This window comes from Paenibacillus hamazuiensis, from assembly GCF_023276405.1.
In the GTDB taxonomy this organism is placed as follows: domain Bacteria; phylum Bacillota; class Bacilli; order Paenibacillales; family NBRC-103111; genus Paenibacillus_AF; species Paenibacillus_AF hamazuiensis.
Genome location: NZ_JALRMO010000001.1, coordinates 550,417 through 573,172 on the forward strand (window position 1 = coordinate 550,417; position 22,756 = coordinate 573,172).

Here is a 22,756-nt window from a genome sequence, read left to right on the forward strand (position 1 = left end):
TTAAACGGGAGGCGTTTTACCATGGCAAAATCGATTATTAGTACTGGGAAAGTTCTGCGTCAAATCGTGATCGGGCAGCTTCAAGGCGTTTCGGAGGACCGATTCGACATTCAACCGAAAGGCTTCAATAACACGATTCGTTGGAACGTCGGTCACATGGTCTATTGGATGGATAAATACTTCAGTTTATGTTTCGGATTTTCGTCCGCAGTTCCGCCTCAATATGAAGCGCTGTTTGGCTCCGGAACGAAACCTGCGGATTGGACGGTTGCCCCGCCTTCGAAGGATGAGCTGACCGAAATGTTAATGGCACAGCTCTCCCGTCTATCCGAGCTGACGCCGGAAATGCTGGACATGAATCTGCAATCGCCGTTTATTATGGGCCCGTTCCAATTCACGACCTCCGGCGAGTTGTTCAACTTCGCTTTGATGCACGAAGCCATCCACCTCGGCATCATTTCGAGCCGGATGAAGGAAGGAAGCGAGCACATATGAATACCCGGTTCATCGTCATCTTGTTGGCGTTGGGAGCATTTTTCGCGGGCACGGCGGAACTGGTTATCGTCGGAATCGTCGATCTGATCGCGTCCGATTTTCAAATTTCGGTTGGATTGGCGGGCCAGCTTGTGACTGTGTTCTCCATCGCCTTCGCTGTAGGATCGCCGGTAGTCATCGCTTTAACGGCGAGAACGGATCGCAAGAAACTTCTGCTGGCAACCTTGGCCTTTTCCGTCTTGGGCAACGTCATCGCACTGGTCGGTCACAGCAGCGCATTATTGATGGTCTCCCGCATCGTGCTTGGGATAACGACGGGCGTATTCGCCGTAACCGCCTTTACAACGGCGGCCGGACTGTCCGCACCGGAAAGACAGGGCAGCGCCATCGGCAACGTACATGTCGGGTTCAGCGGATCGCTGGTCCTTGGCGTTCCCCTCGGCATCTTCATGGCGCGGCATTGGGGATGGGAATCGATCTTCGGCATGCTGGCGATTTTCAACGCGCTTATTTTCGTCTTGATGGCAAAGCTTCTTCCGCGGATGCCCGGCAGGGCGGACGCGACCTTACGCAGTCAAGCGGGGATCGTCAAGCAATCCAAAATTATCGGAGCATTGGCCATCTCTTTCCTCTGTGTGTTCGGTTATTCGATTTGCTACACGTATCTCGCCCCGTATTTGCAGGAGCGCGCTCACATGGGTTTGGCATCGATCAGTTGGATGATGCTGCTGATGGGCGTTTGCGGCACGGCCGGAACTCGTTTCGGCGGGTACGCAACGGATAAATGGGGGATAGGCAAAACTTTGATTGCCGTAATGACCGTGCACGCCTTGATTCTGCTGCTCTCTCCGCTGCTGTCGTCCTCGCCGGCCGGAGCGATTTTGATGATCGTCGTTTGGGGACTTTCCGCATGGGCGACTGTACCCGCCATTCAATGTTATTTGATTTCCCTTGCACCGGGCGCCGCGAATGTTGCCGTCAGCATCAACACTTCCGTATTCCAGTTTGGCATTGCGCTTGGCGCGGCTGCGGGAGGAATCGTCATCGAGCGTACCGGCGCCGCTCACTTGGGTTGGATCGGAGGGATCGCCGTATTGCTCGCTATTCTTACGGCCGTACGTTCCTTCGCGAGGGAAAGGCACGATGAAGTGCTGTCCGCAGCTTCCTCATGAGAAGCCGATGATCGAGGGTGGGTTTGCCGGATTTGATTTAACGACGGTTCTGGGTAAGGATTTTTGCATCAGTCCCAACTATTGTATCTGAAAAATCATACAAAATAACGAATGGTTAGTCGGATGACTGCATTAGTTTCACGATCTTCTACAAAGCGGTGCCGCACGAGGTTAGTAATATGATAAAATGAGGAGGAGACCGCATTACAGGAGGTTCAAAGATGCTGAATACCGAATTAACGCGTAAACTCGGCATTCCATATCCGATTATTCAAGCGCCCATGGCCGGCGGGCCAACGACTCCCGATTTAGTGGCTGCCGTTTCAAACGCCGGGGGGCTGGGCAGCCTGGGTGCAGGTTACTTAACGCCCGAACAAATCCGCAGCGCGATCAAGGAAATCAAACAAAAAACATCCCGGCCCTTCGGCGTCAATTTATTCGTGCCGGAGCAGCCGAATACGCCGGAACACATCATCGCGGAAATGAATGAGCACCTTAATAAATATCGCGCAGAGCTGGGTATCGCTCCCGGCTCGCCGATTCCGAAGTTTGCAGAGTCGTTCGAGGAGCAGGTGCAAGTATTGCTGGAAGAGAATGTGCCGGTGTTCAGCTTCACCTTCGGCATACCGTCTACGGACGTTATCGAAGCTATGAAACGGCGCGGAACCGTCGTCATCGGCACGGCAACGACGGTGGAGGAAGGCATCCGGCTGGAAGCGGCCGGGGTAGACGTGATCGTGGCTCAGGGCAGCGAAGCCGGAGGACATCGCGGCACATTCTTGACAAACGCTCTTGATGCGCTTATCGGCACCATGGCACTTGTCCCACAACTTGTCGATCATGTATCGGTGCCGGTTATCGCTTCGGGCGGCATCATGGATGGACGCGGGCTTGTGGCCAGCCTGGCATTGGGAGCTTCCGCCGTTCAGATGGGCACCGCCTTCCTGGCAAGTGCCGAGAGCGGAGCCCACGCAGAGCACAAACGGAAGATCGCGGCATCAAATGAGGATTGCACCGAAATCACGTACGCATATTCGGGCAAAGCCGCGCGCGGCATTCGCACCGATTTTATGTGCGACATGCGTTCTTATCCGGGAACCATTCCGGATTACCCGATTCAAAATGCAATGACGAGAGACATTCGCCAGGCGGCGGCCAAAGCGAGTAACCCGGAGTTCATGTCGCTTTGGGCGGGCCAAGGTCTCAGATTGGCGACAGACCGTGCAGCTGCGGAAATAGTGAAGATGACCGTACAGCAGGCTCGGGATCTAATCCAAAACTTTAGCAGTCGTGTTGAAGAGGACCGAGGTTAAATTTCGCGATTAAAATCTCCGCCACGACTCCGCACAGATCGATGACGGAGGTAAAAGATCCATATTGCAAGACTCACGGATAAGAACAGGATTTGCATTAAGGTGCGGGGAACCAATGCGTTCTCCGGACTTGTCGCGAGGCCGTACAAAGCTATGTTATAGATTGGCGGGGAACATGGTCAAAAAAAATGAAACTCAATGTCAGAATGAACATGAGTTTCACTGCCGAATCGCGATATTGTGTTTTTTTGCATGAAATTAAGCCTTGCGAGAGGTCTCCGAGGGATTCTTGGCGGACGCGGAAGTTCTCGGATCAAAACTTTTACTGTTCCCATTGATTTTCATTCCGGAAGACATGCGGGAAAACCTCCTATCAAAAATAAAGTAACTTAACCCCATCTTACCATAATTAAATTTCGCTGCGTTGTGAATTTTATAACAAAATATGAGAATTTTGCACCGATATCCCACGGTGTATTGCTTAATAAATGAGACAGGGGCATACGAAGTGGCTATAACCGTTATTTCTTGTAAAGAGGATCGCGACTACGAACAATTTATCCGCTTTTTTATCAAATACAGGCATGAATTGACGCCGCCATACCCGCTCGACTATACGCTTCATCTCATATCGACGCAAATATCCCAAGGACACATTATTATGGGGTTGGACGAACAGGGGGATCCGGTCGGAATCCTTACCTATTATTACGGAAATCCGGAGGATCACTTCGCGGATCGTACCGGTCTTCATGTGGAGATTTTGATTATTAAGCCGGAATATCGAAAGTCCTTTGCTTTTTTGCAAGGGTTTCAATATTTAATCAATGAAGTAAAGAGATCCGGCCACGATGTAACCCATATTCACTTCTATGCGGATACGGAGTCCGCGTATTTGCGCAGACTGTACTCGAAATTTGCGAAAACCGCAGCCAAGAAGGAAGGACATTTGGGGGTACTTGATGTTTACTCCACTACTTTTGAGGCTGTTGATGCATTCTTTCGGCCATTTCGACGGAAAAAATAGTTGGAGAGAGGGAACCAATGTCTTATCGGTTTATGATTTGCAAAACGGACGAGGACTGGGAAGAATACACCTTGTATATTTTAGAGCATAAGTTGGAAATCCATAGCTCCTTTTTGGCAAAACGGGTGATCCACTTTATAAAAGAGCAGATCTTCTTTGGCTGCGCCGTACTGGCCAAAGATGAATTCGGACGAATCATAGGAGTATTAGGGTTTGTCAACGGGACTCCGGAGAATGGGTTTGCGGACAAGGAAGCGGTTAGATTGGAGATGGTGCATATCCTTTCGGAATATCGATGCACACGTTTATTCTATCGCGGCATGATCTGGCTCCGAAATTACTTGCAGGAGAATGCGCCCGAAACGAAGATCATCCAGTTCTATGCCGATGCCGGCTCTGCGAAACGTTCTCGATTGTTAGGGAAAATCGCAGATTTGGTTTGTACGGAGCAAACCCGTTTTGGATTGGAGAACGAGTACGTTACATCAGTCGATCGCCTGTCGCGCCAAAGGATATGAGGTTGAAGGTAACATATTCATAAAAAACAACTTGGGGCTGCCGATTCGGCAGCCTCGTCTCGTGTTGTAAGACCCGGGGGGTGGTTAAAAGCAAAAAAGCTTAAGAAAATATATAGTGAATGATGCGCGCCGTCGCTTTCCCCGGGATTCTCATCAGCAGAACGAACCGGCGCGGATGTTTCCTGTTTACCGGCCTATCCAAAAACTGACCGATCGTCATCGTATCTTTGCTCATGCTCACTCACCTCGCATTCATGTTATCTTAAATGATATTCCCGGAAAATTTGTCCTATGTTCGCCGGCCGCACTGTAAACGTAGAAGAAGCCTATAATTTGACTCGACTGTTGAAGAAGGTGTGTTATATATTTATAAATGTTACAAAAATAGTAATTTTCCCATAAAATGAGAAGTAAGCTATTCCCAGTTAAAATAATATATGGTATATTATGGATGAGCGTCGGCCGGCCTCAAACCACTTTCGGAGGAATCATATATGAAAATTAAAAAAGTTCTGTCTGCTCTACTGATCGGTGCAAGTATGACGGCAATGGCTCAATCCGCATTTGCAGAAACCAAACCGGCGGTGCCGGCAGCATCTGCCCAGATTCAGTCAGAAGGTCAAATATCTTCGCAAGCCGCACAAGGTCAAATGTGGTTCTATTACAACAATCTGACGAGCCAATCAGGGGCGCAGACCACAATTAACTATGCAAAATATACTGCCTATAGCGGCCTTTATGTGAATTTTACGGTAAATCAAACGGCGGTCGATGGAGCCGGGAGCCCGACTATTTTCTATACTGTAATTAAAGAAAACAACAACACCTGGAACGGGCCTGCGTTTACTCTTACCGGTCAAACCTCGCGGACCGTTCCGGTTTATCTCGAGCCCGGTACGTACTTTGTTATATTTGAAAACCGCAGCCCTGTACCGGCCAACATCAACGGTACTTTGGGGTAATCATTATAAAGGGAAGGACGCTCTGCGCGAGCGTCCTTTTTAGATGTTTAGGAAAGTAGCGATGCCTGAAAAGCGGTAGCGCCGGCCTTCGTAGGCGCCCGTTCTTTCGGTCCGGATGGTACCGTCAGGGTTTACCGAGACCGTAACCCAATTGTACTCGCCGTTCCGGTAAGCGAAGGACCTGCCGTCGTCCTCATAGAGGCGGCATTCCCGTGCGTTATCCCCGTAGGCGTGCAAGGTGACGTCGAAAACCGCCTCGTCAGCCACAAACGGCATAGGTTTGGCGAGGGGCAGAAGCGTGCCCTCCTTCACGAGCACGGGAATCCGTTCGAGCCCCGGTGCGAAGGTATAGGTTTGTCCACCCTCGTATGATTTGTTGGTCCAAAAGCAGCGCCATGTTCCATGCGGCAGGTAGACGGTGCGCTCCGCCGCTCCGGCGACGAGCGGCGCCACCAGCACCGCTTCCCCCATCATATAGGCATCGTCGATGCCGTACGTATTCGGATCGTCCGGGTAATCCATGACGAGGGCGCGAAACGGCGGTCGTCCTTCCATGCTGTACCTCGCATATGCGGTGTACAAATAAGGGATCAGTGCCATGCGGATTTCGAACAGTGTACGGCAAATATCGCGGATTTGCTCATAATTGTCCAAAAACTCGCCGCGAATGTTTTTGTCCCGGTCCACCTGCATCCAGGGCGGGTTCGGGATTCTCCAGCAGTTGAGCAGCGCCATCGGCGAAAACACGGTCGTCTGGATTCGGCGGATCAGATCCTCGGGCGACTCCGCCTGGCGCACCTCCGGCGACCAAAGCAGACCGGAGAAGCCGCAGCCGGCGACCCCGCGGATAAACACTTTATGGTTGTACAAATCGCTGTACAACACGAACGGATACGGCGAGGCGAGAGCGCCGGAGGCGCGCACCTGGGATAACGTCCGCTTGCCCGCTTTTTCGAAAGGGGCTTGAATCGTTTCTTGATAAAACGCTCCCAGCATATTGTGCATCTGCTCGCCGTCCATACCGGAAGGGAACTCGGCGATGTCCGGGAACGACCAGTTGGAATGCACGAAGTCGGAGCTGTCGCATTCGTCCAGCTTGAAGCCGGCAATGCCTTTGTCTACAAACTCCTTCTCATGATGCTCCGAAAAAATTTTCCGGGCCTCGGGGAGCGATAAATCCGGCACCAGCCCTTCCCAAACCTCATAATCGCCGGAATACGGCTTAAGCACGGAATATATAGGCGATGTGGGATGCACGAAAAGATGCTCCCACAAATTGACCCGGTAGTTCATCTCATGAAGCTCCTCAAGCATTTCTTCATGCCCGGGAAAACGCCCCTCGTCCCAAACGAACGAGCAGGAATACGCCTTCGTCTGCCAGCCGGGCTCGAAGCCGAATACGTCCACCGGCATCCGGTCTTCCCGGAACGTATGGGCGAGCCGCATCACATCCTCCTTCTTCGCCGCACTGTAAGCGCGGTACCACATGCCAAGCCCCCATGCCGGCGGCAGGCAGCCGCCTCCGGAAAATAAATTGTAACGCTGCACCGCAGCAGCGATGTCCGGCCCTTCGAACAAATACACGTCGATCCCTTCGGCGGACGGAACGTCGACGACGACCGCGCGATTCCCTTCCGACACCTGGTAGCCGTACAATTCGATCTCCGAGGTGCCGACCGCCTTCGCCGCAAATTTCTTATGCTCGGAGGCTCCCTTGCGCAGATTCGTTCCGCAGTAAAACGTCGCGTAACGCGCAGTATCCACGTAGACGCCGTAACCTGCGGTGGAGACGTAGAAAGGCACCGGCGCGTGGCTGTCTCCGGTATCCGCCACAGGATCGCTGTTCACGCGGATCATTTTTTTGCGGCCGGTATGATCAAGCCGGTGCAGCTGCAGTCCGAAGCCGTAAATATGCTCTTCCGCCGCGAGCGGCAGCTCGATATGCACGCCTCGGGCCGTCTGTCTGACAACGATCTCCTGACTTGCGAAAGGGGGCGTTCCCGGGCATTCCAGCTTGCCGAGCTGCTCCGTCCGGATTTCCGTCTTGCGGAGCCGCACGGGCGTATGATTTTCCGGCTGCCCGAAACAAAGCCGCCAAACGCCGTTTGCAATTTTTTCCATAAAAACTTCCCCTTTTTCGAATGATGTAAAAGAAACGATATTTACCCGATTATACCGCTTCGATTTCGTGAAAAGTTATGATAAACTACGGAAAAATGTTAAAATATTATCCTTTTGGGGAGGAAGCATGAACCGGCTGTTCGAACCCGTTTATTTTGATCAGGCTTCTATTCATTGGGATTACCGCATCCGCATCGATCATGGCTTCAAAGGATATTATCATTGGCACCAGGCCTGCGAATTTATGCTCGTCCATGAAGGGCAAGGGACGGTTGTGGTCAACCAGATGACGTTTCATATCCGGCGGGGGATGTTTTTCTTTTTCCCGCCGTTTCGGCTCCATCAGGTGTACGCGGATGTCTCGCCGGATCGTCCGTATGAGCGCTCGATCTTTTATGCGGATCCTTTATTGATTGAAAATCAGCTCAAGCTTTTCCCAAGCCGGTATTCGCGGTTTGAGGATTTGCGGCAAAACCCGACTCTGTCGCTCGGTTTCGATTTGGGAGATAAAGTTCAAGGGATGGAATGGATTTTTGAGCAATACGACCAAGCTCTTAAAAAAGGCCGGGGAGAGGATCCGGAGGAAATCGCACTTTTGTTTCTGCAGATGCTGAATACGCTTCCGTTGTCCGAGGTTACGGGCGACAGGCGGAAGCCGGAGCTTGGGAAAAGGGGGACAGGCCGTTATTCGGAGGCGATCATGCGCTGGATCGAGGAGCATTTTCACGAAGAGGTCAGTTTGGAGCGTTTGGCCGAGGAGCTTCATCTGTCGCCGAACTATATTTCCAGAGTGTTTCGGCAGGAGACGGGCAGCGGGGTGACGGATTATTTGACCGCAAGGCGCATCAAACAAGCCTGCCGGCTGCTGGAAACGACGGACAACCCGGTTGAACAGGTCGGCCTCGAAGCAGGTTTTGCCAATTATTCATATTTTATTCAGCTTTTCAAGAGAGTCGTCGGAACGACGCCGTTAAAATACCGCTATTCCAGAGTACACCGCCAAACAACTTAAAATTCCTCATATCGAACTTAAAAAACAGCATACTAACCGTTTCGGGCGTGTGATAGTCTTAGGTCACGGAAAAAAAACGGTGCGGCAAGCCGCGCCGATTCCACGAATCCGCTTTTTCATCAAGGGGAGGTTAAATCAGAAATGGCAATGACCAAAAAAACGACCGCAGTTTCATTAACAAGCGCAATCGTCTTATCGCTCGCTTTGTCCGCCTGCGGCGGCGGCTCCGAGTCCGCGGCGAATACGGGCGCATCCGCAGGTACCGGCGCAGGTACCAACGCGGCGCCCAAGAAAACCGTCACGTTTACGATCGGATATGCGACCGGCGACCCGGCAACCAAACAAGCGATGGCCGATTCCATCGCGGCTTTCACCAAAGCCAACCCGAACATCAAGATCAACGATCTGTCCGAAGGGGGCATGGCCTCTTACCTGGACTGGCTCAAGACGAAAGATGCCGTCGGCGAATTTCCGGATCTCGTCGAGATGAGAGACACCCAGCTGTTCTCCGAAGCCGGCAAGATCGCCGAGCTGCCTGCGGAATGGGTCGGATTGTTTGCGGACGCGCCGAAGCTGAACGGCAAAATTTGGACGGCGCCGATTGTCGGAACGTATCCGCAAGGCATCATTTACAGCAAAAAAGCTTATGCGGATGCAGGGATCACCGGCGAGCCAAAAACATACGACGAGTTTCTGGCGATTCAGGAGAAACTTAAAGCCAAAGGCATTACACCGCTGACGTTCGGCGGCAAAGATATTTTCCACTGGGGCTTCTGGGTGAACAAGTTTCTGATGGACGACGTGTTCGCGGACGACCCGAACTGGAACTCCAAGCGGACCAAAGGGCAGGCCAGCTTTACCGATGCCGGTCCGATGCAGGCGATGAAGGATTTCAACGAGCTGTTCACCAAAGGGTATGTGGATAAAGGCTTCTTGAGCACGGCCGACAATCAAACCGCATCGATGCTCGTAACGGGTAAAGCGGCGCAGCTGTTCTCCGGACCGTGGATGTTCGCGCAAATTTCGCAAGCCGATCCGAAATTCGAATTCGGTTGGTACCCGGTACCGGACCGGAAAGGCCGAATTGTCGTCAACGGCCTCAATACGCTGCAGGGCTGGTCCATTTCGACCAAAGCCAACCAGGATGCGGATAAAAAAGCGGCGATCACCGAGTTTATCAAGTTTTTCTTCTCGAAGGACCAGTATACGAAATTCCTCAAAGCGGTTAACGGCCTGCCGACGACCAAAGAAAACGTTACGTATGACGCCGGGCCGCAAATGAAGCGGGTGCTCGAAGTGATGAACGATCCGAAGACGATCAAGTCGCTGCAGATCAACAGCTTCTGGGGTGAAAACCAAATGCCGCCGCAATGGCGCAACTGGTTTTACAAGCTGGCTCAGGAATGGCTGACCAAAGGCGATTTCAGCGCAGAATACATGAAAAAAGCCGATGCCGAGTGGGACGCTAACGTAAAAGCGAATGCGGCCGGCAAATAACGGCTGCTTATGAGACGAAAGACGAACCTCTGCCGCGGCTGAGGTTCGTATTATTTATGGAAGATATTTTCCGGGGGCATTTTTGGGGGGAGTGAGAGAGTATGGCGAATTCGGAGACGATACGGGCGACGGCCGGTGCCGAGACGGTACCCAAAAAGAAAAAATGGTTATCCTATTCCGTTCTGTTTATCCTGCCTTCTTTTATACTGTACACGTTGTTTGTCATATATCCTACCTTGAACAGCTTTAACCTGAGCTTTACGAACTGGGACGGCGTCAGCAGCGAAATTCATTACATCGGTTTCGACAACTTCAAGGAAATGTTCCGCAGCGACCGTTTCTACAATGCGCTCAAAAATACGTTGATCTTGTCGGTGTCCCTCGTCGTTCTTGAAAATGCAGTTGCTCTTATTTTGGCCATGCTGGTGGATCAGGTGCGCTGGTTCAAAAACTTTTTTCGCAGCATTTTTTATTTTCCCGTTTTGCTGAGCGGGATCGTCATGGGTTTCGTCTGGGCGATTATTTTCAACTACAACTTCGGCGTGATCTCCCAGTTGCTGGACAAGATCGGGCTGGGGGCGCTGAAAATCGACTGGCTCGGCAACCCCGACTTTGCGCTGATTGCGATTGTCATCACGACCGTCTGGAAAGGGTCGGGATATTACATGATCATTTACCTGGCGGGGCTGCAGGGCATTCCGGCGGAGCTGCACGAAGCGGCGGCTATCGACGGTGCGGGCCGATGGCAGCAGTTCCGTCACATTACGTTCCCGCTGCTCGCGGGCGCGATGACGGTCAGCGTGATGCTGTCCATGATCGGCGCGCTGAAAATTTTCGACCAAATTGCGGTGATGACCGACGGCGGTCCGGGCTTCGCAACGGAGACGCTAACCTACATCGTTTATAAAGTCGGCTTCGGCGAGCTTCGCCAAGGGTACGGAACGGCGCTTTCGCTCGTCCTGTTCGTGCTGATTCTCATCGTATCCCTGATTCAAATCAAGCTGCTGCGGAAACGGGAGGTGCAAATGTAATGCATAAGTCCAGGAAGTCCGTGGAAATCGTCTTGTTTGCCGTTACGGCCGTGCTCGCCATCCTGTTCTTTTTCCCGGTTTATTTCAGCCTCATTTCGGCATTCAAATCCAATGGGGAAATATTGCGGGATGCCGTTGCGCTGCCGAGCAGCTTGTATCTGGACAGCTTCAAATATTTGCTCACCAAGACCCACTTCCCGGCCGCCATGCTGAACAGCCTGATCTTGACGGTAACTTCGGTGGCGTTCATGATTTTGCTCATTCCGATGGCGGCATACGCGATTGAGCGAACCGGGAAAAAATGGACCCATGCCGTATACATTTATTATTTGGCGGGAATGATGATTCCTTTTCAGGTGTATATGATTCCTTTGTTCAAGGAGATGAAAGCCTTCGGACTGTACGGCACGCTCACCGCGCCGATACTGATCTATATTTCCGGTTCGGTAGGGATGGGCGTTCTGCTGTTCACCAGCTTCATCCGCGGGATTCCGGCTGAAATCGAAGAGGCGGCGGCCATCGACGGCTGCTCCAAAGTCCGGATTTTCTGGCAGATCGTTTTCCCGCTGCTCGGACCGTGCACCGCCAGTATGATCGTGCTGCAGGGCCTCGGCATATGGAACGACTTTTTGATGCCGAGTTTGGCGCTTCAATCGTCCAAGCGAACGATGATCGTGGAAATTTTTAAATTTGTGGGAGAGCTGGCTTCCCAGTGGGATATGGTGTTTGCCGGTACGACGATGTCCATCGTCCCGGTTCTTATTGCCTTTATCGCACTGCAAAAGTATTTTGTGAAAGGCATCGCTGCCGGTGCAACCAAAGGGTGATCCCCTTAAGGCCGCTTCTGGTTATGACAGGGGCGGCTTTTTTGGACCGCCAGGATGGCTGTTTGTCGGGAGATTTGCTCCCGCATTTGTTCCCGTATTTCAATTGAAGGAAAGCAGGTGCTGAGTATGAACCGGGTGACGGTTTACGACGCCCCGCAGGGAGCCGCCTTGCGCGATGATTTTACGGTCAGCGTACGGGCGGCCGGCGGCGAGTGGCAGAAGCTGCCCGTTTATGAAGTGAAGGTGGATATGCACCGGGTACGGCACGCATCGATGGCCTATTTTGATATGGAAGGTACCGTAGAGGTGCGCGTGGAAAGCCGAAGGCAGCCGATTCGGAGCGTTGCGATCCGGCCGCTTTCCGCCATGGTTCCTTACCGCCATGACGGGGAGGCCGTCTTGTTTACATTGGACCGGCCGAGGAAGCTGTCCGTCGAGGTTAACGGGGAACGGTTCTCCAATCTGCATTTGTTCGCGAACCCGATGGAGCAGGGCGCTCCGGTGCCGGGGGCGGACAATGTGCTTTATTTGGAGCCGGCGATTCACCGTACGGAGGACATTTACCGCTTGGCGCAAACGCCGAAGGCGGCGGGCGGCAAAGCGCCGGATACGATTTATTTTGCCCCGGGGATGCACTATTTGGAGGAAACGCTGCTGCGCATTCCGTCCGGAACGACAGTGTACGTCGCGGGAGGAGCGATTGTGATCGGCTCCCTGGTCTGCGAGGGTGTCAAGGATGTTTCCATTCGGGGAAGGGGGATGCTGGTCTTATCCGATTTTCACCGGTTTTCGGCTTTCCGCGGAATCCGGATCGTCTTCTCGGAAAACATTGCGGTCGAGGGGATCATCACGGTGGATCCCCCGCATTACAGCATCTATCTAGGTAGATCCCGGCATGTGAGCATCCGTAATTTTAAAACGTTCAGCACGCGGGGATGGTCGGACGGGATCGATATGATGGCCTGCTCGCATATCGACATCGAGGACGTATTTCTGCGCACTTCCGACGACTGCATCGCGGTGTACGGCTCGCGTTGGGATTTCTTCGGCGATTCCCGCCATATTGCGGTTCGCGATGCGGTGTTATGGGCGGACGTGGCGCATCCGCTGATGATCGGAACCCATGGCAACCATCACGGGGACGGCGATACGATCGAGGATATTTTATTCGAAAATATCGATATTTTGGAGCATCACGAGCCGCAGCCGGACTACATGGGAGCGATGGCCATCAATGCAGGCGATCAAAACGCCGTCAGGAAGGTGACCTACCGGAATATCCGGGTGGAGGACTTCGAGCTCGGCCGGTTGATCGATATCCGCGTCGTATGGAATAAGAAATACAACCCGGTTCCCGGAAGCCGGATCGAAGACGTTCGGTTCGAGAACATTACGTACAACGGCGCGAACGCGGTGCCAAGCCGCATTGGCGGATTCGACGCGGACCGCCCCGTATCCGGGGTTTGCTTCCGGCAGCTGAGGATTAACGGGGAACTGATTTTAAACCCGGAGCAGGGGAAAATCGAGGTGGGCGGGTTTGCTCGCGATATTTCGTTCAGCGGCTGATCGGGCTCCGCGCTGAGGGGCTGAGTGCAGCATCGAGAAAATCGGAAGGAGAGATTTCCTATGCAACGAGCATTCTTTGAAGAAGCGGCCCGGTATGTGCTGAGGCAAATCGACCGGAGTCTGGACGTGTTCAAGGATACGTTCCCGGCGCCGGCAAGCCAAAACCACATTTATCCGGGGATTGCGAATGTCGAGTGGACGTCCAGCTTCTGGACCGGCATGCTCTGGCTCGCCTACGAGCTGACCGGCGCCGGCAAATACCGGAAAGCGGCGGAATACCAGCTCGCGAGCTATAGGCGGCGAGCGGAGGAAGAGATCGCCACCGATACGCACGATCTCGGTTTTCTTTATTCGTTATCCGCAATTGCGGAATACAAGATTACGGGAAATCCGGCGGCCAAAGATACGGCGCTCAAGGCGGCGGATCTGCTGGCCAAACGTTATTTCCCCAAAGCCGGCATCATCCAGGCGTGGGGCGATCTGAACGACCCCGAGCAGTGCGGCCGGATGATTATCGACTGCCTGCTCAACCTGCCGCTGCTGTATTGGGCGAGCGAGGCGTCGGGTGAGCCGCGTTATGCCGAATATGCACGGACGCATGTGCGGCAGGCGGCGAAATACCTCGTCCGGCCGGATGATACGACCTACCATACGTATTACATGGATGTGGAGACCGGCGAGCCGAAATACGGCAACACCCATCAAGGTTATGCCGACGATTCGTGCTGGGCCCGCGGGCAGGCGTGGGGTATTTACGGTTTCCTGCTCAGCTACAAGTATACCGGCGATGCGGAGTTGATCCGGCTGGCGAAGAGGCTCAGCCATTACTTCCTGAGCCGGACTCCGGAAGACGGCGTTGTGTATTGGGACTTGGTTTTTACCTCGGGAAAAGAGCAGGAAAAGGATTCGTCCGCGTCGGCGATCGCCGCCTGCGGCATGCTGGAGCTGGCCAAACAGCTGCCGCTTACGGATCCGGACAAGCGGCTGTTTGAAGATCAGGCACTTTCCATCCTGAGCGGGCTTGCGCAAAACTACACGACGAAGGATATTCCCGAATCGAATGGCGTCCTGAAACACGCGGTTTACAACAAGCCGCGGGGCATGGGGATCGATGAGTGCAATATATGGGGAGATTATTACTACTTTGAAGGTTTGGTTCGTGTCCTGACGAGCTGGAGATTGTATTGGTAAATCGAAGCGGGATCCCTTATTTTCCCGAACGCTTTGCTCTGGGGCTGGGGCTGAAAACCTGATATGATACAAGCAGGGCCTGACTTCATACAGAGGAAAGGGGCATGCGGTTCGTCATGATTCGGCTATTCCGGCTGCGCCAAAGCATTTTCGCCAAGTTCGCTTTTTCATTTATCATTGTCGGTCTGATTCCTCTCCTGATTTTGAGTTATTTCTCCTTAAATACATTCGGCAATTACATGGAACGGTATACCATTAACAACTTCGAGCAAATGGTCATGTATGCGGGCAAAAACGTCGATGATCTGTATACGAAGTACAACAACATTTCCAAGCTGATGTACTCCTACGGGCAGCAGGGCCGGTACGGTCAGCTCGGGGAAGTTATATCGAACGCTCCGGCTGAGGAAAATATACGGCTTTCCGCAGCGGTGGACGATTTCCTCCAAACCGTCGTGGCCACCGACGTCCATATCCGCAGCGCAGCTTTTGTTTTTTCCTCGGGACGCTATCAGGATCTGAGCCGGGACGGCAGCCGGATCGATTTCCGTTCGGTCTATCCGCCTCCGGAGTGGAGAAAGGCGGTTTCCGAAAACCCGAAGCAGCTCATTTTGTTTCCGACCCACAAGCAGATCTATTACGCGTCATCCGATGAGCTTGTGCTGACGTTCGCCCGCAATTTGATCGATATCGTGGGCGGTCCGGGACTCGACGGCAAGATCGTCGGCTGCTTGTACATGGATATTTCGCTCAGCGCTTTCGACGAAATTTTCCGGCAGCTGACCATTAGCCCGAAGGACGGCATGTATGTGACGAATGCGGATGGCATTATATTATACAGCAACAAAAGGGATGAAATCGGAAAGCTTCTGAAGCTCTCGGAGTCGGAGGAATATCACTATGTCAAGCAGACGATGCCGGGCTCGGGGTGGAGCGTGGCCCTAGAGGTCAATAAAAACGAGCTGTTCGGCAAAATCAACCGGATCAAGAGCACGATTGCCGTTGTGATCGGGCTTTGCATCGTCTCTCTTATCGTGGTGGCCGTCTGGTTTTCGAAAAACCTTTCGAATCCGATCCGAAGCATCATTAAACATATGTCCCGCGTGGAATCCGGCAACTTCGATATGCAGGTTGCCGTCCGTTCGACGGATGAAATCGGCATGCTGGCAAACGGCTTTAACAAGATGACCTATCGGCTGAAAAGTTATATCGATGAGGTGTACGTAGCCCAAATCAAGCAGAAGCAAGCCGAGCTGACGGCGCTCAAAAGCCAGATTCGCCCCCATTATTTATACAATACGCTCGAGGTTATCCGGATGAGCGCGGTCACCAACGACGATGAGGAAGTGGCCGATATGATTCTTTCGTTGTCCCATCAATTGAAATACGTGCTCGATTACGGGAATGAGAGCGTCTCCCTTCTGGAGGAAAAAACGAACATCGAGCAGTACTACCGTTTGATGGAACTCCGGTACGGGGAGCACCGGCTCGCGATGGATCTGCGCATCGACGGCGGCCTGCTCGGCTGCATGCTGCCGAAGCTGTCCATCCAGCCCTTGGTCGAAAATGCGATTTACCACGGGATTTTCCCCAAATCGGGCAAGGGAACCATCCGGATCACCGCGGAGAAGGCGGACAACCGGCTTATCATTACTGTTGACGACGACGGAGTCGGCATGGACGAGACGAAGCTCGGGGCCTTGAGAGAGAAATTGGCGGGGCACAGCATGCCTGAACATGGAACCGGAGGTATCGGAATCAAAAACGTACACGACCGCATCACGGGATTATACGGATCCGCATATGGGATCGAACTTAACAGTACGCAGCATATCGGCACTTCCGTCCGCATGATTTTGCCTTATCTGAAAGAGGTGAAAGAAACATGATCAATGCGATCCTGGCTGACGATGAACCGATTATTATCAAAGGTCTGAAAAAGCTGATTTCCTGGGAGGAGCTGGGCGTCCGCATCGCCGGGGAAGCATGGACCGGGCGGGGGCTGATGGAGCTGATCGAGCGGGAGCGTCCCGCCCTCGTGATTACCGATATCAGCATGCCGGACGGCACCGGCATCGACGTGATGAAAGAGATCGAACGCCGCGGGCTGAAGACGAAGGTGATTTTTATCAGCGCTTACCAGGAGTTTTCCTACGCCAAGGACGCTTTGGCTCTTGGAGCTGTAGATTACCTGGTCAAGCCCATTGAAAAGGGGAACTTGCTTGCGGCCGTGCAGCGCGCCATCTCCGAGCTGAAGGAAGAATCCGAAGAGCGGCAGTTCAAGAGCAAGCTGGCCCAATACGAGCACAAGGACAAAAAGACCCAGCTGGAGGAAGTGTTTGACCGCCTTCTCGACGGCGACATCCGCCAGGAGGAGGCGGCGGATAGGCTGCGGAGATTGGATGCGGGCTGCGATTACAGCCGCTACACCGTCATGCTGCTGGAGCCGGTGCGCCCGGAGGAAGACGACCGGTGGGGAGAGCACGAGAAGCGGCTGCTGCTGTTCGCGATAGGGAATATGGCGGAAGAGCTCATGCGCCGAAGCTCGGCGGGCATCCTGCTCCGCAAAGGGGATCTGCTCTGCGCCGTGGTCAACCACGGGGAAGATGTATCGATGCGGAAGCTGGCGCAGGAGATGGTCGCAGGCGCAGAGGCTTATCTGAAAATCCATTTGTCCGTCGGCATCGGCAGACCAGCATCCGGGCTGGACGAAATCAAGGTCTCCTACCGCACGGCGGCCGACGCTCTCGGGCAAGCTTATTTCGCCGGCACCGGGCAGGCGATCATGTGGACGGAGGAAATGAGAGAGAGCCGCGTTCATGAAAAAGAGCTGGGCGAAGCCAGACACGGCGTGCTCCAGGCGCTGTTGACCAAGGACCGCACCCGATTAAGCGAAGAGCTGGAAATGCTGTTCGCACGGATTGCCGGGTACTCGGGAGGCAGCAGGGAGAAAGCGGTGATGGCTTGTTACGCGGCGGTGGCCGAATGCCGGGAAGGCTTGGAGGAGATCGGAATCCATCCGGGAGAAACGGGGGCCGATCTGCAGGAGCATCTCACCGTGATGCAGGCGTTTGACCGCTTTGAAGCAATGTCCGGCTACGTTCGGGAGATGATGTTCGGGCTGCTCGAGCGGCTCATGAACGGAGGCGGCAAGGAGGCGCAGCAGCTGCTCATTGCCAAGGAGTTTATCGAAAACCATTACATGGAGAATCTCACCCTGGAAGGGGTCGCTTCCAAAGTTTACATGAATCCTTATTATTTCAGCAGCTTTTTCAAAAAGCATACCCGGATGAACTTCAAGCAATATTTGACCGAGGTCCGCATGAAGCAAGCCGTGAAGCTGCTGCTCGGCACGGATCTGATGATTTACCAGATCGCCGATCGGGTAGGCTACAACAACGCCCGCCAATTCAGCGACATGTTCAAAAAACATTACGGCAAGCTGCCTCAGGAATACAAATCGAAGACCGGTCCGAAGCCGTAAACGGGAAAAGTTTCCCATTTTCTTAAAAATACGCAGTAAACTGTTAAAAAACCGCATCCGAGAGGAGCTTGTCCTCTGCTACATTAAAAAGAGACGACCTGCATGCTGCCGCAGACGTCTCTTTCTATTGCAGGGGATTTTTTTTAGAGAGGGGATGGCGCCGTGAGACGCATTCGGACTTTTGTTAAAAATAAAAAGCTGCTGCTGCGGTTCATTTTATCTTACGTGTTTATAGGACTGCTGACGATCGCCGTGCTGACCTTCGTCATTACCGCCAAAGTTTCCGCGGATTTGACCCGGGAGATCAGTCTGTCGACGGACCGGGCGATCGAACAGTCCTACAATACCGCCAACATTTTGCTGACCTTTACGTTTGAAAACTTTGGAACCGTTTTCAACAGCGCCGACATTCAGGCCGGATTTTATAATGAGGACTTTAATACTAGCCAGCTCGGACGAATCGGCAGCAAGCTGTATGAGCTTACCTCCACGAATCCGCTCATTCATTCGATCTATTTGCTGAACGTTCAGAAGAAGCTGGCGTTTTCTTCCCTGACCACGGTAAGAAGCTTTGACGATTTTTACGATCCGGGGGCGCTCCGGCTGCTCGGGCAGGTTCAGCCTTATGTTTCCGGCATTTTTTATCCGCGGCATATCGACTATGACATTTATGGAAAGCGGTATGCGGGCAACCTGATTTCCCTGGTCTACGTCAGCTCGATCGGACAGAATACGAACGGGGCGATGGTGCTGAATTTGAACCAGCAAATGCTGCAGAGCATGGTGATGAACGGAGCGGAGAAGGGCAGCTTTCAATCCATGATCCTGAATAAGCAGGGAATCGTCGTTTCCCATACCGACAGCGCGATGATCAATGCGAGCTTGGCGGACCGTTCCTTTGTCAAGCAGATCAACGCCTCCCGTGCGCCCAGAGGAAGCCTGGAGCTGACGATGGACGGCAGAGATTACCGGATTTCCTACATCAAGTCGGACAGCCTCGGATGGACCTTCATCGGGATCATCGATTATGAGCACCTTCTCGGAAAAGTACAGGGAATGAAGCGTTTTATTTTATCCGTTACCGGGGTTATGCTGCTGGTCATTCTCATCCTGGGGGGCTTTATGACCCGTTGGATTTACGGTCCGATTCACCGTCTGATCCAAAACGTACGCAGCTCGTCCTGGGGAGCGAAGGGGAGGGATGCCGCCTCCGAGCTGGATCTGCTAGACGGGACGTTCTCTTATTTGGAAACGAAAATTCAGGATTTGCAGACGAGCGTCGCCGATTTCCAGTCGGCCAAGAGGCAGGAGGTGCTCCGGCTGCTCACGGCGGGAGGCTGGTCGAACGAGGCGGAGATGTCCCGAACGCTCGCCGCCGTCGGTATCCGTTTTGAGCATGAAGGGTTCGTTACAGGCGTGCTCCGTCTCGATTCGTATCGGGAGCTGCTGGCGGCCTACAGGCCGGCCGACATCGCCTTGTTCAAATATGCGGTATCGAACATTGCGGTCGAAGTGGTCTCCGGAAAGTTTCCCGCCGTTTGCTTCGACTGCGGGGACGACGGTATCGGCCTCATTGTCAATGTTCCCGGCGGCATGACGGAGACCGGCGCGGTGTTCGGTCTGCTGGAGGAAATGCAAAGCCATGTGCGCCGGTTTCTGAGATTATCCGTAACCGCGGCGGTCGGTCCGCCCGTGCGGCATATGCCGGCCATCCCTTCGTCATGGGAGGCGGCTTGCGGCGCTTCCAAATACCGGCTGGTGCTGGGAACGGGTGCTTTAATCGGTCCGGATGAGGAAACGGCAAGGGCTTCCCTGCAGATCAGCCGCGTTTCCACCCTGGAAAAGACGGTCATGGACCGGCTGAAGCAGGGAGACGCCGGGAAAATAAAGGAAGCGGTCTCCGAGTTTATCGCTTACGTTCGTAAAGCGCCCATAGGCGAGATCATGGCAAGCTTTACCCAGCTGCTGATGGCGACCGCGCGAACGGCCAAGGCGATGACAGCGGCGGATCAGGCCGATTCGCGAATCGATATCGGCCCGCTCACCGAGCAGCTGAGCCGCTGGGAAACGATTGAGGAGATCGAACGCTGGTATTTGGGATTATGCGGGGAAATCGCGGAGCTGAGGGACCGGGAGGCGCAGCATAAAAACAAATGGGTCGTCGATAAAATCATCCGGCATATTCACGATCATTATTCCGACCCGAATTTGACGATGGAAGCGCTGGTTCTGATCGGCGGTCTATCAACGAATTATACGCGCAAGGTGTTTAAGGAAATTGCCGGGCAATCGATTTCGGTTTATTTGAACGAGTACCGGTTCGAGCGGGCAAGGGAGCTGCTCGTCACAACCGACCTTCCGGCGAACAAGATCGGGGAGATGGTCGGCTTTGACAATACGAATTATTTCTACGTGTCGTTTAAAAAGCATTTCGGCAAAACGCCGGACCATTACCGGAAGCAGCCTGACATTCAGCCCGTTTGAGGGGCGGGCAAGCGAAAATTAATGAAAGTGGTCATATTTTAAACACGGAAATCGGTGGGAAACAAACGTTTTTCACCGATTTTAAACTTTTTCGGAAAGCCGGACGGCCTTATTGTTAAGGCATCGCTTAGAGATGGAGGAAGACAAAAATGAACGATACCTTGATTGGCGCGCACTCCGGACGCGCGAACGGGGCTCTGAGGAAAAAACGCGGAGCCTTCGCGGCTTTTTTCCATGAGCTGAAAGCGAATCCATTCATGTACATGCTTGCTCTCCCCGGCATTTTGTGGTTTTTCGTTTTCGCTTATCTTCCGATGGGTGGGATCGTGATCGCCTTTCAGGATTTTAAAGCGGTCAAAGGGATTACCGGCAGCAAGTTCGTAGGGCTGAAAAACTTCGAGTTTTTCTTTCGTTCGGACGACTGGATCAAGATCGTGACCAATACGGTTTTCCTTAATGTATTGTTTATCGCTTTCGGAACGGTCGCCGCCGTGGGCATTGCGATTATGGTTACGGAGCTCGGGAGCAAATGGTTCAAAAAAATATCGCAATCGATCATGATCTTCCCGCATTTTCTCTCCTGGACCGTTGTCGCGATGTTCGTCACGGCGTTTGTGGCGACGGAGGGAGGGTTTTTGAACCAGCTGCTCGGCAAGCTGCGCATCGAGCCGATTCCGTTCCTGTCGTCGCCCGAATATTGGCCGGCCATTCTCGTGCTGCTCAAAATATGGCACGGCGCCGGCTTCGGCTCCATCGTATATATGGCGGCTATCGCAGGGATCAATCCGGAAGTATATGAATCCGCTTCAATGGACGGAGCCAGCCGCTGGCAAAAAATTTTCCACATCACGCTGCCGCTGCTTAAGCCGACGGTCATATTGCTGACGATTTTGGCCGTCGGGGGCATTTTTAACGGCGATTTCGGATTGATCTACGCGATCGTCGGCCGAAATCCGGCTTTGTATCCGACGACGGACGTGATCGATACTTACGTGTACCGCTCTCTGATGGATCTCGGAGACATGGGGATGTCCGCCGCCGTATCTTTTTTGCAATCGATTGTCGGATTCGCGCTTGTCGTTACCGTCAATTATATCGCCAAGAAAACCGCGCCGGATTCGGCCATTTTCTAGAGAAAGGAGCCTCGTATGATTCGGGAAAGCTTGACGGATAAAGTGCTCAAATCGCTGTTTTACCTCATCATCGCTTTGTTTTCGCTGTATTGCCTGCTTCCTTTCGCCGCGGTCGTCGCCAGCTCTTTCGCGCCGGAAGCGGAAATATTGAAGGGCGGGTACACGTTTTTTCCCAAACAGTTCAGCCTTGAGGCTTACAAGCTGATCTTCGCGGATCAGACGATTTACCGGGCGTACGGAGTGACGATGTTCGTGACGTTCGTCGGTACGGCGCTGTCGATGATTTTCACATGCGCTCTGGCTTACGCGATTTCCGCCAAAACGGTCAAATACCGGAACGCGATCGCTTTTTATGTGTATTTCACGATGCTGTTTCACGGCGGGCTCGTCGCTTCTTATTTGCTCATTTCCAAATATTTGGGCATGAAAGATTCCATCTGGGTGCTCATTATCCCGAGCATGATCAGCGCGTGGAACATGTTCCTGCTGCGCAATTTTTTTGCCACAATCGACGAATCATTGGCGGAGTCGGCCAAAATCGACGGCGCCAACGACGCCTATATTTTGCTTCGCATCATCCTGCCGGTATCGCTGCCCGCACTGGCAACGATCGGCTTGTTTTATGCGCTGGGATACTGGAACAACTGGTTTAACGCGCTGCTTTACATCAACGATCCGCATAAGTTTCCGCTGCAGTATTTGATCCAACGGATCATGAACAATCTGGACTATGTCAATCAGCTGTCGGCCGACGTGAGCATTCCGAACTACATACCGCCGGCCATCACGGTACGGCTGGCGACGACGATTGTGACGATAGGACCGATCGTTTTCCTGTATCCGTTTTTGCAGAAGTATTTTATGAAAGGTTTGATGGTAGGGGCCGTCAAAGGCTAAATCCGCCAAAGTGCGGTTTAGTATAT

General features: G+C 53.1%; 19 protein-coding genes. 17 read left to right on the plus strand and 2 right to left on the minus strand.

The window, feature by feature from the left end:
- Positions 1 to 21: 21 nt before the first annotated feature.
- The 5 genes from MYS68_RS02235 (at position 22) to MYS68_RS02255 (ending at position 4,525) form a co-directional block, all read left to right on the plus strand.
- Positions 22 to 495, plus strand: a complete 474-nt coding sequence (locus tag MYS68_RS02235; protein ID WP_248924260.1) for a DinB family protein — start codon at positions 22 to 24, stop codon at positions 493 to 495.
- Entirely contained in the window at positions 492 to 1,667 is a 1,176-nt protein-coding gene (locus MYS68_RS02240) for an MFS transporter (protein ID WP_248924261.1), read from the plus strand. The genes MYS68_RS02235 and MYS68_RS02240 overlap by 4 nt, the downstream gene beginning before the upstream one ends.
- Positions 1,668 to 1,888: 221 nt before the next feature.
- Entirely contained in the window at positions 1,889 to 2,980 is a 1,092-nt protein-coding gene (locus MYS68_RS02245) for an NAD(P)H-dependent flavin oxidoreductase (protein WP_248924262.1), read from the plus strand.
- 508 nt (positions 2,981 to 3,488) lie between these two features.
- Positions 3,489 to 4,007 carry a hypothetical protein gene (locus MYS68_RS02250; RefSeq protein ID WP_248924263.1) on the plus strand — a complete coding sequence of 173 codons (519 nt, stop codon included), beginning with the start codon at positions 3,489 to 3,491 and terminating at the stop codon, positions 4,005 to 4,007.
- 17 nt (positions 4,008 to 4,024) lie between these two features.
- The gene (locus MYS68_RS02255; protein WP_248924264.1) at positions 4,025 to 4,525 is read left to right on the plus strand and encodes a hypothetical protein; all 501 of its coding nucleotides are present in this window, start codon (positions 4,025 to 4,027) and stop codon (positions 4,523 to 4,525) included.
- 100 nt (positions 4,526 to 4,625) lie between these two features.
- Here MYS68_RS02255 and MYS68_RS38450 read toward each other — a convergent pair whose 3' ends face one another.
- A complete protein-coding gene (locus tag MYS68_RS38450) occupies positions 4,626 to 4,760 on the minus strand; it encodes a hypothetical protein (protein WP_275983415.1) in 135 nt (44 codons plus the stop codon).
- 259 nt (positions 4,761 to 5,019) lie between these two features.
- On the opposite strand from MYS68_RS38450, the gene MYS68_RS02260 reads away from it, so the two are divergent.
- Positions 5,020 to 5,487, plus strand: coding sequence for a hypothetical protein (locus MYS68_RS02260; RefSeq protein WP_248924265.1), 468 nt, complete (start codon positions 5,020 to 5,022; stop codon positions 5,485 to 5,487).
- A 39-nt stretch (positions 5,488 to 5,526) separates the two neighbouring features.
- On the opposite strand, the gene MYS68_RS02265 is transcribed toward MYS68_RS02260, so the two are convergent.
- A complete protein-coding gene (locus tag MYS68_RS02265) occupies positions 5,527 to 7,608 on the minus strand; it encodes a glycoside hydrolase family 31 protein (protein ID WP_248924266.1) in 2,082 nt (693 codons plus the stop codon).
- A 127-nt stretch (positions 7,609 to 7,735) separates the two neighbouring features.
- Between MYS68_RS02265 and MYS68_RS02270 the strand changes: the two genes are divergently transcribed.
- The 11 genes from MYS68_RS02270 (at position 7,736) to MYS68_RS02320 (ending at position 22,730) form a co-directional block, all read left to right on the plus strand.
- Positions 7,736 to 8,620, plus strand: a complete 885-nt coding sequence (locus MYS68_RS02270; RefSeq protein WP_248924267.1) for an AraC family transcriptional regulator — start codon at positions 7,736 to 7,738, stop codon at positions 8,618 to 8,620.
- A 141-nt stretch (positions 8,621 to 8,761) separates the two neighbouring features.
- The gene (locus MYS68_RS02275) at positions 8,762 to 10,117 is read left to right on the plus strand and encodes an ABC transporter substrate-binding protein (protein ID WP_420852084.1); all 1,356 of its coding nucleotides are present in this window, start codon (positions 8,762 to 8,764) and stop codon (positions 10,115 to 10,117) included.
- A 101-nt stretch (positions 10,118 to 10,218) separates the two neighbouring features.
- Positions 10,219 to 11,148, plus strand: a complete 930-nt coding sequence (locus MYS68_RS02280; protein WP_248924268.1) for a carbohydrate ABC transporter permease — start codon at positions 10,219 to 10,221, stop codon at positions 11,146 to 11,148.
- Entirely contained in the window at positions 11,148 to 11,975 is an 828-nt protein-coding gene (locus MYS68_RS02285) for a carbohydrate ABC transporter permease (RefSeq protein WP_248924269.1), read from the plus strand. Before MYS68_RS02280 ends, MYS68_RS02285 begins: the two co-directional genes overlap by 1 nt.
- A 126-nt stretch (positions 11,976 to 12,101) precedes the next feature.
- On the plus strand, positions 12,102 to 13,541 hold the full coding sequence (locus tag MYS68_RS02290; protein WP_248924270.1) for a glycosyl hydrolase family 28 protein: 1,440 nt from the start codon (positions 12,102 to 12,104) through the stop codon (positions 13,539 to 13,541).
- Positions 13,542 to 13,601: 60 nt separating this feature from the next.
- Positions 13,602 to 14,732, plus strand: a complete 1,131-nt coding sequence (locus MYS68_RS02295; protein WP_248924271.1) for a glycoside hydrolase family 88 protein — start codon at positions 13,602 to 13,604, stop codon at positions 14,730 to 14,732.
- Positions 14,733 to 14,848: 116 nt separating this feature from the next.
- Positions 14,849 to 16,621, plus strand: a complete 1,773-nt coding sequence (locus MYS68_RS02300; RefSeq protein ID WP_248924272.1) for a cache domain-containing sensor histidine kinase — start codon at positions 14,849 to 14,851, stop codon at positions 16,619 to 16,621.
- Entirely contained in the window at positions 16,618 to 18,216 is a 1,599-nt protein-coding gene (locus MYS68_RS02305; RefSeq protein ID WP_248924273.1) for a response regulator, read from the plus strand. The genes MYS68_RS02300 and MYS68_RS02305 overlap by 4 nt, the downstream gene beginning before the upstream one ends.
- A 162-nt stretch (positions 18,217 to 18,378) precedes the next feature.
- A complete protein-coding gene (locus MYS68_RS02310) occupies positions 18,379 to 20,700 on the plus strand; it encodes an AraC family transcriptional regulator (protein WP_248924274.1) in 2,322 nt (773 codons plus the stop codon).
- 149 nt (positions 20,701 to 20,849) lie between these two features.
- A complete protein-coding gene (locus tag MYS68_RS02315; RefSeq protein ID WP_248924275.1) occupies positions 20,850 to 21,833 on the plus strand; it encodes an ABC transporter permease in 984 nt (327 codons plus the stop codon).
- Positions 21,834 to 21,848: 15 nt separating this feature from the next.
- A complete protein-coding gene (locus MYS68_RS02320) occupies positions 21,849 to 22,730 on the plus strand; it encodes a carbohydrate ABC transporter permease (protein WP_248924276.1) in 882 nt (293 codons plus the stop codon).
- The last annotated feature ends 26 nt before the right edge of the window (positions 22,731 to 22,756 follow it).

What these genes read in the sequence shown, in the direction of transcription:
- MYS68_RS02235 (WP_248924260.1), top strand. Translation starts at nt 22, where the DNA reads ATGGCAAAATCGATTATTAGTACTGGGAAAGTTCTGCGTCAAATCGTG.
- MYS68_RS02240 (WP_248924261.1), top strand. Translation starts at nt 492, where the DNA reads ATGAATACCCGGTTCATCGTCATCTTGTTGGCGTTGGGAGCATTTTTC.
- MYS68_RS02245 (WP_248924262.1), top strand. Translation starts at nt 1,889, where the DNA reads ATGCTGAATACCGAATTAACGCGTAAACTCGGCATTCCATATCCGATT.
- MYS68_RS02255 (WP_248924264.1), top strand. Translation starts at nt 4,025, where the DNA reads ATGTCTTATCGGTTTATGATTTGCAAAACGGACGAGGACTGGGAAGAA.
- MYS68_RS38450 (WP_275983415.1), bottom strand. Translation starts at nt 4,760, where the DNA reads ATGAGCAAAGATACGATGACGATCGGTCAGTTTTTGGATAGGCCGGTA.
- MYS68_RS02260 (WP_248924265.1), top strand. Translation starts at nt 5,020, where the DNA reads ATGAAAATTAAAAAAGTTCTGTCTGCTCTACTGATCGGTGCAAGTATG.
- MYS68_RS02265 (WP_248924266.1), bottom strand. Translation starts at nt 7,608, where the DNA reads ATGGAAAAAATTGCAAACGGCGTTTGGCGGCTTTGTTTCGGGCAGCCG.
- MYS68_RS02270 (WP_248924267.1), top strand. Translation starts at nt 7,736, where the DNA reads ATGAACCGGCTGTTCGAACCCGTTTATTTTGATCAGGCTTCTATTCAT.
- MYS68_RS02275 (WP_420852084.1), top strand. Translation starts at nt 8,762, where the DNA reads ATGGCAATGACCAAAAAAACGACCGCAGTTTCATTAACAAGCGCAATC.
- MYS68_RS02280 (WP_248924268.1), top strand. Translation starts at nt 10,219, where the DNA reads ATGGCGAATTCGGAGACGATACGGGCGACGGCCGGTGCCGAGACGGTA.
- MYS68_RS02285 (WP_248924269.1), top strand. Translation starts at nt 11,148, where the DNA reads ATGCATAAGTCCAGGAAGTCCGTGGAAATCGTCTTGTTTGCCGTTACG.
- MYS68_RS02290 (WP_248924270.1), top strand. Translation starts at nt 12,102, where the DNA reads ATGAACCGGGTGACGGTTTACGACGCCCCGCAGGGAGCCGCCTTGCGC.
- MYS68_RS02295 (WP_248924271.1), top strand. Translation starts at nt 13,602, where the DNA reads ATGCAACGAGCATTCTTTGAAGAAGCGGCCCGGTATGTGCTGAGGCAA.
- MYS68_RS02300 (WP_248924272.1), top strand. Translation starts at nt 14,849, where the DNA reads ATGATTCGGCTATTCCGGCTGCGCCAAAGCATTTTCGCCAAGTTCGCT.
- MYS68_RS02305 (WP_248924273.1), top strand. Translation starts at nt 16,618, where the DNA reads ATGATCAATGCGATCCTGGCTGACGATGAACCGATTATTATCAAAGGT.
- MYS68_RS02315 (WP_248924275.1), top strand. Translation starts at nt 20,850, where the DNA reads ATGAACGATACCTTGATTGGCGCGCACTCCGGACGCGCGAACGGGGCT.
- MYS68_RS02320 (WP_248924276.1), top strand. Translation starts at nt 21,849, where the DNA reads ATGATTCGGGAAAGCTTGACGGATAAAGTGCTCAAATCGCTGTTTTAC.